Origin of the sequence: Bradyrhizobium sp. SZCCHNRI3052 (assembly GCF_032484895.1) — a bacterium.
Lineage (GTDB): Bacteria > Pseudomonadota > Alphaproteobacteria > Rhizobiales > Xanthobacteraceae > Bradyrhizobium.
The window spans coordinates 771681-785092 of record NZ_JAUETW010000001.1 but is presented as its reverse complement, the minus strand read 5'-3'; the positions used below and the strand labels follow the sequence as shown (position 1 = coordinate 785092).

The following is a 13412-nucleotide window of genomic DNA, read 5'->3' as shown; positions in this document are numbered from 1 at the left end:
CTAATTCACGACCTGACCCACAGTTTTCGCTGGTGGCCCGAAGGCGTGCGCGATTGCTGGCGCTGGATCAGCGCCGCAGCCGGACTCGCGCACCGGAGCAAACAGCATCTTTGTTCGGCCACCTCGTCGGCCCGAGGCGGGCGGCGTGGACGGAATGTCAACGCCGAGCGCCTTGGCTGTCTTGAGATTGACGACCAGCTCAAACCTGGTTGTCTGCTCGACGGGCTTCGCGTCCGGCTGCTGCCTCGGCTTGATCTTGATCAAGTTCAGCAGCGTCGCCGCCACGATCATCACCAGGACGCCGCCAACACTGAGCGCGATCTGCATCGTCAGCCCCTCCGAGATGCCGAGCAGCGCCAGGCGGCTGGCGAACGTCAGCAGAACGCCGAGGCAGTAGATTGGCAGCGAGTTCTGGCCACAGAGAACGGCGCCGCGCATCACCGCCGTCGTCAGCCCTCGCCAATTGCGAGGCACTAACCATACCACCAAAACCGCAAGGGCCAAGAAATGCAGCAGTCGCAATGGATCGAGATTAGATTTGTCCATCGGGTAAAGCAGCGTCAGCAGCGCCTGCGGGACCAGCGCTTCCAGCGGTTTGATGCTCCAGCTCAATGCGATGATGAGGCTGAACACCAGATAGAGAGCGGCAGCCACAAGCGCGGTGCGTGAGGTCACCCATGGCCGGGCTCTCTTGTCTTCGATCATCCACCACACGCCAAGCACGACCAGCAGCTGCCAAGCCAGCGGATTGAAGGCCCAGTGGCCGTTCGGCCATGCCGGGATGGTCCATCCGAAGACGTGCACCAGTGCGTAAAGCAACAGCGACGCGCCGAGCGTTGCGTTCGGCGCTCGCAGCAGCAGCCACAGCAGCGGCGCGAACAAAAGGTGATAAAGCACGAAGAGCGGCAAGACGTCGGTGTTGACGGGGCAGTATTGCAGGATCGCCGCGTGCGCGAGCGTCACGCCCGGCTGTTCCAACAGAATGCGCGTATTGCTCTCGTCGGCAAGATGGCCGCCGCCTGCGAGGTGAACCATGATGGCGCAGGCGAGCGTGAGCAGCAGAAATGCGACATAAATATCCCAGCTTCGCCACAGCGTCCGGCCGATCACGCCGGTCCACCCCCCGCAGCGCCATGCCTTGCCGTAGGCCAACGCGCAGGTTACGCCCGACACGAACATGAACACTTCCGCGGCATCGCTGAAGCCGTAGTTCCGCAGTGTCAGCCAGCTCCCGATGTTGTTGGGGACATGATCAAGAAAGATGCACCAGAGCGCGATGCCGCGGCAGGCATCAATGCGCAAATCGCGGCCGTAGCCTTTCAGCTCCGGCAACGCGCCTACCGATGGCTTCAGGTCGGCAGTTCGATCATGCATCTGATTGCCCCGTCCGGCGTACGAGCACGCTTCAAGAGGGACCGAATTTGACAGAAAGTCACCGCCGCGCTGCCGGATCGTGACAACGCCGCAATCTAGATTTGCTTCACGCCGACCCCGGCCACCAAAGCTATTACGATAATGATCATATGGCGGCTGGCGGCGCTTGGTAGAACCTGCTGGCGCGTGAGGCTGTCCGTTTGACGATCATCGTTCAAACGGCAGAGCGCGTAAATCAGCCGGAGGTCCACAGAGAGAGGTTCCTAGGTCCTATGATCAAGGTACCGTACAGATCTCGGCATCAATCACCTTTGCCTACAGGCGAAGGAGACCCTGAGTCCCACGACTTTCGTGGTCCGTACTCGCGCTCCTACCGTGCGGTGACTACAATTACACCACACAACGGCATTCGGCTCCTACCTTGAGTGCCCGGCGGCGAACCGCTGGTTGGGCCAAGGATGATGGTGGATAGACGGTATCGAGAGCCAGTCTTCCGCCAGCTTCTTCCTCGCCAAAGACCCGAAGGTGGGTGTATGTTTTTTGAGTTGGATCTCCGTGCAATGGGATGACGGAGAGCTTTTATGAAAGTTCTTATTGTCGACGACCATGCATTAATCCGCGAGGCGTTGCACGCTGTCGTGAAACAACTGAAGCGAGACTCCGTCATTTTTGAAGCTTCGAACGGCCGTGAGGCAGTGCACATAGTCGAGGAACATCCTGACATCAGCCTCATTTTGCTTGATATCAATTTGCCTGATCGAGATGGCTTCTCTGTCCTCCGCGAACTGCGTGACCGCTATGCGACCATTGCTATCGTCATTCTCTCGTCCTCGGATGATCAAGATACAGTCAAGCGTGCCTTCAAACTTGGCGCTCTGGGTTTCATCCCGAAAACTACCGAACGTGAGGTCATGCTCAACGCCATCAAGTTAGTGTTCTCTGGCGGCATTTACATTCCCTCGGAGATACTTGAGGAACCAACGTCTCCGCGGCCTGCAAATAAGCTAGCGACGCGGGACTCTCCCAAGGGTCTCGGGTTGACCGATCGGCAGATTGAAGTGCTTGCGCTCCTGATGAAGGGAAAAAGCAACAAGATCATTGCCAAGACCCTCGATATGGCCGTGCCGACCGTGAAGAACCACATCACGGTCGTTCTCAAGGCACTCAATGTAACGAGTCGCACCGAGGCAGTAATAGAAGTAGGAAAAATGGGCTGGGACTTGTCGCCGAAATCTGATTCATAACGCCGCCCCGGTGTCTCTCCTATCGCCTTGATCCCTCAAGAACTCGTGCATGACAGCGCGGAGCCGCATTGGGTCGACAGGTTTGTGCAGCAAAATGTACCCTCTGTCCTTAGCGTCACGTAATGGTTCGGGTGCCGTATCGCCGCTGGTGAGGATAGCTGGAATTGACGAGCCAAACGCCGCACTAATTTGTTCAATTGCTCGGATACCGGTCTTTCCGCTGGCAAGATGATAGTCCGAGATTATAAGATCGAGGCGTTGTTGGCGCTCAGCCAGTCGGATGAGCGCAGCTTCGTCGGATCCGGCGGTAAGGACGGAGTATCCCCATTTGCCAAGCAATCCGCCCGTCTCCTCTCGCACAATTGGAGCATCGGCAATAACAAGAATTACCTTACCTTCGACCGCTGCGGGGCGAGGTGAGTCGACGGGCTCAGTGGACCTGACGCATTTATCGGCCATCGGAATCAGGATTGAGAATCGCGAACCTCGGCCCACAGTCGAAGCTAAGTCGACTTGATGGTTGAGAAGTACGCGAAGCCTGTCGACAATAGCCAGGCCGAGCCCCAGGCCGCCGTACCGGTTCCGTTCTGGGCCGGGTAGTTGAAAAAACTCGCCAAAGATATTCTGCTTCTGATCCTCAGGAATGCCGGGACCGCTATCCCATACTTCGATACGCAACATTTCACCGCGCCGACGACATCCGACGATGATCCCGCCCCGTGACGTATAGCGCACAGCATTGGATACCAGATTGAGCAGTATGCGTTCGAGCAGCATGGCGTCGCTCCGCACCCAGGCGTCACTTCGCCGAACGCGTAGACGCAAGCCTTTTTCTCGCGTTGCCTGATCAAACGTAGTCTCAATTGTTTGCAACAGGCGCGCGATCGGGAATTCGGTAATTTTGGGTGTAAGGATTCCAGCATCGAGCCTGGAAATATCCAGGAGCGAGTTGAACATTTCATCCATTTCTTTGCGCGTTGCATCGATCCGCTCGATCGTCTTTGTCCTTTCCCCCGATTTGAGCGGCGTGCGCAGCTGTGCAACGAACAGGCCTAGTGCATGTAATGGCTGCCGCAAATCATGGCTTGCCATGGCAAGAAAGCGCGATTTGGCTGCATTGGCGAGCTCCAGCTCTTGCGTACGCTCAGCGACCTTCCGTTCGAGTTCCATCTGCGCGTGGCGCAGACTTTCCTCCGCTTTCTTGCGCACCTCGACGTCGGCGCTCAGTAGCAAGCTTGGAACGGCAATACTGATCAAAAACATCAATACCAGCAGGAATGAAACGTTGAGATCCACGGTCGTGAAGGGGCCGCCGCCCGTGAGCGTCCCCCAAATCGTGATCCCCGCAAGCACCAGCGCAACCGTTGCGGTGTCACGTGGACCGCAGCGCAGCGCCGCCCACAACATTGGCAGGATCGCGAGAAAACCCAGTGGATTTCGGCTCGGCGTTTGCTCGATCAGGGGGCTGAAAGCAATGAGTCCAACAGCCGCCGCTGTTGCGAGGACGCCGACCGTCTCCAAGAATTCCTTGCGGTTGAAAGCATGGTAGGGGCTTGATGCCCAAAGCACGATAACGGGGGCAATGACCAGCGCGCCGGTCACATCTCCCAGCCACCATGTGACCCAGGCGTTTGCGAAATTCGTCCGTTCGATGTACCCGGCGGTTGCCAGGCTGGACAGTCCAATGCTGGCGCTGATCGGTGTCGCGATCACGAGGCAAATCAGGGTAAACTTCGCGACAGAATATGGCGTCGAAAACGTATTACATCCGCTCGACCATCGATTGATTAGGTAAGCGCCAACAACCGCTTCAAGAGAGTTACCGGTCGCAATCGCAATCGCGGTGGCAACCGAGCCGGCGGTCGTCGCATTGGCGATCACCGCCGCCGTGAAAATTGCGGGCCAAGTCCGATATCCCCACAACAGCACCGCCGCCAGCGCGACACCTGTCGGTGGCCAAATTGGCGTTGCACTGGGATGAATAGAGGCGAGAGCAAGGCCACCTTTTGCCAGGGCGAAATAGATCAGTCCAATTGCGACCAGACCGCCGGCATAGCTAATGCCTCGGCGGAAATTTATCTCCGGCGATAGTGATCGTGGATCGGACATCGTCGATGCCTGAACTAGGCAGTTGGATCGCCCCCCACAACTGACCTTTGATCTTCTTGAAGATCTGCGAAACTGATCTCGTTGATAAAAATCTGTGAAACATTAATCCTCTTTAGGGACTCGTGCGACCATCTCAAGGTTGCACACGCGTTCGAGCCGGACTTAGCTAGCGCTCGCATGATGCCGATACCGGCGAGCATCGCAGGCCCGCCCTGTTCTGCAACTGACCTGCCACCGAAGTTTCATCCGGTAGGATTTAGAGTCCTGTTTGACGCCGAGTGGCGCGGGTGCAGCAACGGGCGATTGGCGGAGCTGGTCGGGGTTGCGCCGCCGATCGCCCGTTGCGGGGAGGTTGGCGGCTGAAGAATGGCGGCGGCCTTGCCGTCGCGCGCTTCGCCTTCGATCACTTCGACCCCCGCGCCCAATATGACGGCGGGCGCATCATCAGCCGGCTGATGCGCCGGATGGATTTCGGGACCCACGAGGACAACGGCTCGGTCGTGGTCGTGTTCGCCGAGACCGATCTGCGTTCGGCCATGCGATCGTGCGGCGGCTGTCGAGCCGTGATGCGCCATACCTCGCATGGCAAGCGCAACGCGCGCATGGAGACGGCGGTGACCGTCGCCGCGCTGTAGCAGGGCGACACCGCACGCACGCTGCTGGCCCGGGTCTATGGCGAGCCGCAGCGCGCGGCGTCGTGAAGCCCACTAGTAAGCCTGCCTCAGGCAAGCACTTCAATTCCGATGAGCCGCCCATCCGCATCGAGATCCAGGATTATGTCGGCGCCAACGTATGAAAGAAGGTCAGACAATGGTACTTGCCTGGCAGAGCACCCCTTCGTTCCTGACCCGGGATGCTCAGGCAACATCAGATACGCCACGTTCGGATCGTCTGCACTAACGCGAAGTGCGATGTTACGTTGCGTCATCGACATCTCCCAAGCAGGCGCATCAATGTCCGTAAGGTGGGTACACGCGCATGCACGATCTCGCCATATGTGAGCGCAAGACGGCGCCGTGCCCGCGATCCCAAGAAATTAGCCGAGCGTACCATAAATTGTAAGGGATCGCTTCCAGCAAGTCCAAGACACGGCGTGTGCGCGTGGCTCGCATATCCTGACTTCGGTCGTCAGATCTCATCGGCTTGGCCACGATCTCAACCGAACACTGGCATCTTCAGATCGCGCATTTGCCCCACTCGTCTGATGCTATCACCCTTCGTTCGGGGGCGTCTGACGAAGCGAAGGATGGCGCGATGCAGAACAGACAATCTCGCGATCAGACCGACTGGATCAGCGTGATCGCGATCGTCTCAGTCTTCACGATCGCCAGCCTTGCGTTGCATTTCGGCTGGATGCTTCGCTAACGCTCCATTCCGCTACGCCGCCTTCTTCTTCTCCGCGAGCTCCGCCAGCTCCTTCAGAATATCCGTGGTCCCGGCCAGCCGCTCTTCCGGAGTCTCCCAGACCTGCAGGAACACGACCTTCATGTCCGGGCGCACCTTGGCGGCCTGGCCGTGGCGCTTGATGAAGGCGACGAGGCGCTCCGGATAGGCAAAACTGTTGTCGCGGAAGGCGATGACGGCGCCCTTCGGGCCGGCATCGACCTTCTCGACATTGGCGCGGCGGCAGTAGTTCTTGATCGCGGCGACCTTGAACAGATAGCGCGTCTCGTCCGGCAGCTTGCCGAAGCGGTCGCGCAGCTCGGCGGCGAAATTCTCGATCTCCTCGTCGGTCTCGAGATCGGCGAGCCGGCGGTACAGCGACAGCCGCACGGAGAGGTCGGAGACGTAGTCCTCGGGGATCAGCACGGGCATGCCGATCGTGATCTGCGGCGACCAGCGGTCGACCGTCGGCTCGGTGATGCCGGCCTTGAGGTTCTCGATCGCCTCCTCCAGCATCGACTGATAGAGCTCGAAGCCGACCTCCCTGATGTGGCCGGACTGTTCGTCGCCCAGCAGATTGCCGGCGCCGCGGATGTCGAGGTCGTGGCTGGCGAGCTGGAAGCCGGCCCCCAGCGTCTCCAGCGACTGCAGCACGCCCAGGCGCTTTTCGGCCAGTGGGCTGATCTTGTGCGTCGACGGCAGGGTGAACAGCGCATAAGCGCGCAGCTTGGAGCGGCCGACGCGGCCGCGCAGCTGATAGAGCTGGGCAAGGCCGAACATGTCGGCACGGTGTACGATCAGCGTGTTGGCGCGGGGAATGTCGAGGCCGGATTCGACGATCGTGGTCGACAGCAGGATGTCGAACTTGCCGTCGTAGAACGCCCCGATGATGTCCTCGATCACGGTCGGCGCCATCTGGCCGTGCGCGACGGCGACCTTCATCTCCGGCACGGTCTTGTCGAGGAACTCCTTGACCTCGGCGAGATCGTCGATGCGCGGCACCACGTAGAACGCCTGGCCACCGCGATAGCGCTCGCGTAAGAGCGCCTCGCGGATCATCACGGGATCATGCGGCGCGACGAAGGTGCGAACGGCGAGACGATCGACTGGCGGCGAGGCGATGATCGACAACTCGCGCACACCGGTGAGTGCGAGCTGCAAGGTGCGCGGGATCGGCGTTGCCGACAGGGTCAGCACATGCACCTCGGCGCGCAGCTGCTTGAGCCGCTCCTTGTGGCTGACGCCGAAATGCTGCTCCTCGTCGACGATGACGAGGCCGAGATCGCGGAACTTGATCGCCTTGCCGAGCAGCGCGTGGGTGCCGACGACGATGTCGACCGAGCCGTCGGCGAGGCCCTTCTTGACCTGATTGAGCTCCTTGGTGCTGACCAGCCGCGACGCCTGTGCGACGTTGACCGGAAAGCCCTTGAAGCGCTCAGCGAAAGTCTTTGCATGCTGGCGCGCGAGCAGCGTGGTCGGCACGACGACTGCGACCTGCTTGCCGTCGAGCGCGACCGCGAACGCGGCCCGCAACGCCACCTCGGTCTTGCCGAAACCGACGTCGCCGCAGACCAGCCGGTCCATCGGCCGTCCCGCTTCGAGATCGGCGAGCGTCGCCTGGATCGCGGCGAGCTGGTCCTCGGTCTCGTCATAGGGGAAGCGCGCGCAGAACTCGTCATAGAGGCCGGCCTGCACCGGCAGCTTCGGCGCCTCGTGCAGCATGCGTTCGGCGGCGATCTTGATCAGCTCGCCGGCCATCTCGCGGATTCGGTTCTTGAGCTTGGCCTTGCGTGTTTGCCAGCCGGAGCCGCCGAGCTTGTCGAGCTCGACATTGGTCTGGTCGGAACCGTAGCGCGACAACAGCTCGATGTTCTCGACCGGCAGATACAGCTTCGTTTCGCCGGCGTAGCGCAGCTCGAGACAGTCATGCGGCGCGCCGGCGACCTCGAGCGTCTGCAGCCCGACGAAGCGGCCGATGCCGTGATCGACATGAACGACGATGTCGCCGATCGCGAGGCTCGTCACCTCCGAGATGAAATTGTCGAGCTTGCGGCTCGCCCGGCGCGGCCGCACCAGGCGGTCGCCGAGAATGTCCTGCTCGGAGATGACCGCGATCTGATCGGTCTCGAAGCCGGTCTCGAGACCGAGCACCGCGAGCGTGGTCTCGTTGCGCGGCGTCGCCTGCACCACGCGCCAGGTGTTGACGCTGGTGACATGGATCAGCTTGTGATCCTTCAGCATGCTCGCCATGCGGTCGCGCGAGCCTTCGCTCCACAGCGCGATCACGACCTTCTTGCGCACCGATTGCAGCGCTTGCACGTGCGCCACCACGGCCTCGAATACGTTGACGGCGGAATCGTTGCGCTCGGGCGCGAAGTTGCGGCCCTGTCGCGCGCCGATGTCGACGACGTTGGCGCTCTCCGGCACCGCGAACGGAGTGACACGCGCCAGCGGGACGGCGGCGAGCCGCTCGGCCCATTCGGAGGACGTCAGATAGAGGCGGTCGACCGTCAGCGGCTTGTAGATCGCCCCGCCGCCGGGATGCTCCATCGCCTCGCGGCGCGCGTCGTAATAATCGATGATCTGCTTGAAGCGCTCGCGCGCGGCATCCTCGCCCTGCGGCTCGATCACGATGGGTGTGTTCGGCAGATAGTCGAACAAGGTCTCCATCTTGTCGTGGAACAGCGGCAGCCAGTGCTCCATGCCCGGATAGCGGCGGCCTTCGCTGACGGCCTCGTACAGCGCATCGTCGCGCTCCGGCGCGCCGAACTCGGCGACATAGCCCATGCGGAAGCGGCGGATGGTGTCGGTGACGAGCTGGAATTCGGAAACGGGCACGAGGTCGAGCGAGCGCATGTCGAGCAGGGTGCGCTGGGTCTCGGCGTCGAAGGTGCGGATCGATTCCAGGCTATCGCCGAAAAAGTCGAAGCGCACGGGCTGGTCGAGGCCGGCCGGGAACAGGTCGAGGATGCCGCCACGCACGGCATATTCGCCGCTTTCGCGGACGGTCGACGAGCGGTGGTAGCCATTGTGCTCGAGCCAGGCGATCACCGAATCCATCGGCACGACATGGCCCGGAGCGACCGACAGCGCCTGCCCCGCCATGGTGTCGCGCGAGGGGACGCGCTGCACGATGGCGTTGACGGTGGTCAGCACGATCAGCGGCTTGTCGCTGCCGGCGAGGCGCGACAGCCGTGCCAGCGTGGTCACGCGCTGGGCGAGGATGCCGCCATGTGGCGAGACGCGGTCATAGGGCTGGCAGTCCCAGGCCGGGAACTGCATCACCGGCAGATCCGGCGCGAAGAAGTCGAGCGCTCGCGCCAGCTGCTGCATCCGGTTGCCGTCGCGGCAGACCACGGCGAGGCTCACCGCCGGCGGCTTCGGCTTGGCCGCGGTGGCGCGCGCGAGGTCGGAGACGACGAGGCCTTCGGCGCCCTCCGCGACGTTGGCGAGCGTGAGCGCGCGCCCCGGCGCGAGGTGCTCGGCGGGCGACTTGACCGGGCTCTTCATCAATCGGCGCCCACCGCGCGGAACGCCTTGATGCGCTCGAACAGCGCCGGAGTCTGCTCCGGCGGCAGCGGCCGGGCGCCGGTGACCGCGGCATAGAAGTCCGGGTCGGGGACTTCGAGCAGTTGCTCGAGCTCGGCCAGCTCGCCTTCGCTGAGGGCGCCGATCTCGGCGTCGGCAAAGCGGCCGAGGATCAGATCCATCTCGCGGGTGCCGCGATGCCAGCAGCGGAACAGGAGCCGCTTGCGGCGGTCGTCAAGGCCTTGGCTCGATCGGGTCGTTCCGGTCATCGCGACATCCTGCTGTTCAACGCCAAAAGCCCGGACGGTGCCGGGCGCGGTTGATATAGCGGTGCACAGCGCCCCTGTCAGCCCCTCCCGGGCTGCAGAACCGGCATGCCCGGCACCTCGAACCTGAGAAAAAGACGTGGATGTCTCGGCATTCGCGGCTATTCCGGCTCCCAAACCGCTTTAAGTGTTCGCTCCATGCGCCCCAGCATCCTCAATCCTCTGTTTGCGCCGGTCACGACCCTGTCGGGGGTCGGACCGAAGCAGGACAAGCTGCTGCGCTACCTGCTCGGCTGCACCGAGACGCCGCGGCTGGTCGACCTGCTGCTGCATCTGCCGGCCAGCGTGATCGACCGCCGCAACCGGCCGAAGGTCCGCGACGTCGAGGTCGGAACCGTGGTGACGCTCGAAGTCACGGTCGACCGCCACCGTCCCTCGCGCAACGCGCGCGCGCCATACCTCGTTTACGCCAGCGACGAGACCGGTGACGTCGTGCTGACGTTCTTCCGGCCCAAGGGCGACTACATCGAGAAGATGCTTCCGGTCGGCGCCAAGCGCTACGTCTCCGGCACCGTGCAGATGTATGACGGCGTGCCGCAGATCGTGCATCCCGACCGCATCCTGGACGAGGCCGGCTTCGCCAAGCTCTCGGGCATCGATCCGGTCTATCCGCTGACCGAAGGCTTGGCGCTCGGCTCGCTGCGGCGGGCGATCGCTGTGGCGCTGACCAAGCTGCCTGAGCTGCCGGAATGGATCAGTCCGGAGGTGCTCCGACGCTGCAACTTCCCCTCGCTGAAGGAGGCGCTGACGCGGGTGCACGTCCCGCAGGAGCTGACCGACATCCTGCCTGAGAACCCGTTCTGGTCCCGCCTGGCCTTCGACGAGCTGCTCGCCGGCCAATTGGCACTGGCCCTGGTGCGGGCGCAGCTGCGCCGGCCCGCGGGCAACCGCCATGCCGGCGACGGCCGGCTGCGCCGCAAGATCATCGACGCCCTGCCCTATGCGCTGACGAACTCGCAAGCCGAGGCGATGGCCGCGATTGCCGCCGATCTCGAAAAGCCGGTGCGGATGCTGCGGCTGCTGCAGGGCGACGTCGGCTCCGGCAAGACGGTGGTAGCGCTGCTGGCGGCGGCCGCCGTCGCCGAGGCCGGCAAGCAGGCGGCCCTGATGGCGCCGACCGAGATTCTGGCGCGCCAGCATGCCAAGACCATCGCGCCGCTCGCCGTTCGCGCCGGCATGAACGTGGTCATCCTGACCGGACGCGAGAAGGGCAAGGAACGCCGCGACATCCTCGCCCGGCTCGAAGCCGGTGAGATCGACATCCTTATCGGCACGCACGCGCTGATCCAGGACGACGTGGTCTTCAAGTCGCTGGCGCTCGCCATCGTCGACGAGCAGCATCGCTTCGGTGTGCGCGAGCGGCTGGCGCTGACCTCGAAGGGCGAGGCCGTCGACGTGCTGGTTCTGTCGGCGACGCCGATCCCGCGCACCCTCGTGCTGACCTATTTCGGCGACATGGACATTTCCGAGCTGCGCGAGAAGCCGGCCGGTCGGCAGCCGATCGACACCCGCGCGGTGGCCGACACCAGGCTCGGCGAGGTCGTCGACGCCGTCGGCCGCGCGCTCGATGCCGGCAAGCTGGTGTACTGGATCTGCCCGCTGGTCGAGGAATCCGAGGCCGAGGGCATCGATCATCTCACCAACGCGACGGATCGCTTCGAGAGCCTGCGCGAGCGCTTCGGCGACAAGGTCGGCCTCGTCCACGGCAAGATGAAGGGCAGCGAGAAGGACGACGTCATGGGGCGGTTCGCGGCCCATGAGCTGCGCCTGCTGGTTGCGACCACCGTGGTCGAGGTCGGCGTCGACGTGCCGGCGGCCAGCATCATGGTGATCGAGAACGCCGAGCGCTTCGGCCTGGCGCAGTTGCACCAGCTGCGCGGCAGGATCGGCCGCGGCTCGGAAGCCTCGACCTGCATCCTGCTCTATCACGAACCGCTCGGGCCGATGTCGAAGGCCCGCCTCGCCGTGATCCGAGAGACCACAGACGGGTTCCGCATCGCCGAGGAGGATCTCAAGCTGCGTGGCGAAGGCGACGTGCTCGGTATCCGCCAGAGCGGCCTGCCCGGCTACCGCATCGCGCGGCCCGAGGTGCATGCCCAACTGATCACCCAGGCGCGCGACGAGGCGCTGCGGATACTCAAGGAAGACCCGAAGCTGAAGGGCCCGCGCAGCGATGCGCTGCGCTGCCTGCTGTATCTCTACGAACGCGACGAGGCGATCCCGCTGCTGACGGCGGGTTGATCAGCAGAAGGTGCATCAACAAACTCCCCTGTCGTCCCGGCCTTGAGCCTGGACCCATACCCCCAGCGAGCAGTTTGAGGCAGGATGGCGATTGGCTTTTTCGCACCTCACAACCGCCGCGGAGTATGGGTCCGGGTCTGCGCCACGATGGGCTATCGCGCGTCGTGGCTCGCACGGGACGACGAGCTGAAATCGTCTACTTCGTTTTGCAACTCTCGGCGAACGCCACCAGCTGCGCGGCCTCGATGCCCTCGCCCTGCACGTCCGCCGCAATGTGCTCGAACAGCCGCGCAAACCCTTCGTAGATCAGCGCGGCCGGATGGCCATCACCCAGGAAGCCCGCGATCTCGCGCATTTCGGCGACCCAGCGATAGGCCTTCGGCAACATGTCCGGCAGTGCGTTGGCGAGACGGGCCTGGACGTGCGGCAGGCTCAGCGCCAGCTCGTCGCGCAGCGCGTCGGCTGCGCCGGCGCGGGTGGCGGCCAGCACCATCGCGGCGCCGAGCCCCGTCAGTCCCTTGTTGATGCCGGCATAGGACATCTTCAGCGCCGAAGCCGCGCCGATCGGCCCTTCGATCCGGCGCAGATCGAGCCCGAGTTCGCCCAGCGCGGCGACATCGGCCGCCGCCTCGCCGCTCACATAGAAGGCCGGTCCCTTCGTGCCGGGCTTCGGCGGCAGACCGATGATGGCGGCGTCGACCAGGCGCGCGCCCGACGACAGCACGATGTCCTCGATGGTCCGGATGGTCTCGACGTTGACGGCGTTGCAGTCGACGATGATGGGCTTCTTCGAATTCCGGTTGATGACCGTCGCGAGCTGCTCCGCCAGCGCCACAGCCTCGCCCGGCGGCACGATCGACAGGATGATGTCGGCATTGGCGATCTCGGCGTCGCTGGCGCCGACCATGCCGGATGCGGCCGCCCTCGCCCGCGTCGCCGCGCTGCGCTCCTCGAGCGACGTCAGGACCTTGCAGCCGTGCTCCACGAGACGGGCGGCGATGGCGCTGCCCATGGCGCCGGGCGCGATGACGGCAATGCTGGGAGGCATGATGACGCTCCGATTCCAACGATGGTCTCGAAGACTATGCGCACCCCATGACAAAATTGAAGGCACGAAAACGAAGGGCAGCCCTTCCGGGCTGCCCTCGCCTTGGCCGCAACGTCAACGCTCCCCTCAGAGCCCCCGAGAACGCTGACCGCCGCGGCA

Annotated in this window: 10 protein-coding genes; 4 read left to right on the top strand and 6 right to left on the bottom strand. The window is 63.3% G+C overall.

What is annotated here, in order from left to right:
• Positions 1-1374, bottom strand: coding sequence for an OpgC domain-containing protein (opgC, locus tag QW887_RS03710; RefSeq protein WP_315751596.1), 1374 nt, complete (start codon positions 1372-1374; stop codon positions 1-3).
• 581 nt (positions 1375-1955) lie between these two features.
• Between opgC and QW887_RS03705 the strand changes: the two genes are divergently transcribed.
• Positions 1956-2618: a response regulator transcription factor gene (locus QW887_RS03705; RefSeq protein WP_315751597.1), complete on the top strand. Its 663-nt coding sequence runs from the start codon at positions 1956-1958 to the stop codon at positions 2616-2618.
• Here QW887_RS03705 and QW887_RS03700 read toward each other — a convergent pair.
• Positions 2613-4727 carry an MASE1 domain-containing protein gene (locus tag QW887_RS03700; RefSeq protein ID WP_315751598.1) on the bottom strand — a complete coding sequence of 705 codons (2115 nt, stop codon included), beginning with the start codon at positions 4725-4727 and terminating at the stop codon, positions 2613-2615. The two genes, QW887_RS03705 and QW887_RS03700, sit on opposite strands and share 6 nt — an antisense overlap.
• A gap of 341 nt (positions 4728-5068) precedes the next feature.
• Between QW887_RS03700 and QW887_RS03695 the strand changes: the two genes are divergently transcribed.
• Entirely contained in the window at positions 5069-5362 is a 294-nt protein-coding gene (locus QW887_RS03695; protein ID WP_315751599.1) for a hypothetical protein, read from the top strand.
• 86 nt (positions 5363-5448) lie between these two features.
• On the opposite strand, the gene QW887_RS34865 is transcribed toward QW887_RS03695, so the two are convergent.
• On the bottom strand, positions 5449-5595 hold the full coding sequence (locus tag QW887_RS34865) for a DUF2283 domain-containing protein (protein ID WP_410051202.1): 147 nt from the start codon (positions 5593-5595) through the stop codon (positions 5449-5451).
• A gap of 275 nt (positions 5596-5870) precedes the next feature.
• Here QW887_RS34865 and QW887_RS03690 point away from each other — a divergent pair, with 275 nt between their 5' ends.
• A complete protein-coding gene (locus QW887_RS03690) occupies positions 5871-6092 on the top strand; it encodes a hypothetical protein (protein WP_315751600.1) in 222 nt (73 codons plus the stop codon).
• Between the two features lie 12 nt (positions 6093-6104).
• Here the strand turns inward: QW887_RS03690 and mfd are convergent, their stop codons facing one another.
• Positions 6105-9620, bottom strand: a complete 3516-nt coding sequence (mfd, locus tag QW887_RS03685; RefSeq protein WP_316194187.1) for a transcription-repair coupling factor — start codon at positions 9618-9620, stop codon at positions 6105-6107.
• Positions 9620-9907: a succinate dehydrogenase assembly factor 2 gene (locus QW887_RS03680; protein ID WP_315751602.1), complete on the bottom strand. Its 288-nt coding sequence runs from the start codon at positions 9905-9907 to the stop codon at positions 9620-9622. Before QW887_RS03680 ends, mfd begins: the two co-directional genes overlap by 1 nt.
• Positions 9908-10102: 195 nt before the next feature.
• Here QW887_RS03680 and recG point away from each other — a divergent pair, with 195 nt between their 5' ends.
• On the top strand, positions 10103-12205 hold the full coding sequence (gene recG, locus QW887_RS03675) for an ATP-dependent DNA helicase RecG (protein ID WP_316194186.1): 2103 nt from the start codon (positions 10103-10105) through the stop codon (positions 12203-12205).
• A 196-nt stretch (positions 12206-12401) separates the two neighbouring features.
• On the opposite strand, the gene QW887_RS03670 is transcribed toward recG, so the two are convergent.
• Complete coding sequence (locus tag QW887_RS03670; RefSeq protein WP_316194185.1) at positions 12402-13253, bottom strand: NAD(P)-dependent oxidoreductase; 852 nt, start codon at positions 13251-13253, stop codon at positions 12402-12404.
• Positions 13254-13412: the final 159 nt, after the last annotated feature.

Excerpts from the sequence above, each read along its gene's own strand:
- QW887_RS34865 (WP_410051202.1), bottom strand. The coding sequence starts at position 5,595 with ATGTTGCCTGAGCATCCCGGGTCAGGAACGAAGGGGTGCTCTGCCAGG.
- mfd (WP_316194187.1), bottom strand. The coding sequence starts at position 9,620 with ATGAAGAGCCCGGTCAAGTCGCCCGCCGAGCACCTCGCGCCGGGGCGC.
- QW887_RS03680 (WP_315751602.1), bottom strand. The coding sequence starts at position 9,907 with ATGACCGGAACGACCCGATCGAGCCAAGGCCTTGACGACCGCCGCAAG.
- QW887_RS03700 (WP_315751598.1), bottom strand. The coding sequence starts at position 4,727 with ATGTCCGATCCACGATCACTATCGCCGGAGATAAATTTCCGCCGAGGC.
- opgC (WP_315751596.1), bottom strand. The coding sequence starts at position 1,374 with ATGCATGATCGAACTGCCGACCTGAAGCCATCGGTAGGCGCGTTGCCG.
- QW887_RS03705 (WP_315751597.1), top strand. The coding sequence starts at position 1,956 with ATGAAAGTTCTTATTGTCGACGACCATGCATTAATCCGCGAGGCGTTG.
- recG (WP_316194186.1), top strand. The coding sequence starts at position 10,103 with ATGCGCCCCAGCATCCTCAATCCTCTGTTTGCGCCGGTCACGACCCTG.
- QW887_RS03670 (WP_316194185.1), bottom strand. The coding sequence starts at position 13,253 with ATGCCTCCCAGCATTGCCGTCATCGCGCCCGGCGCCATGGGCAGCGCC.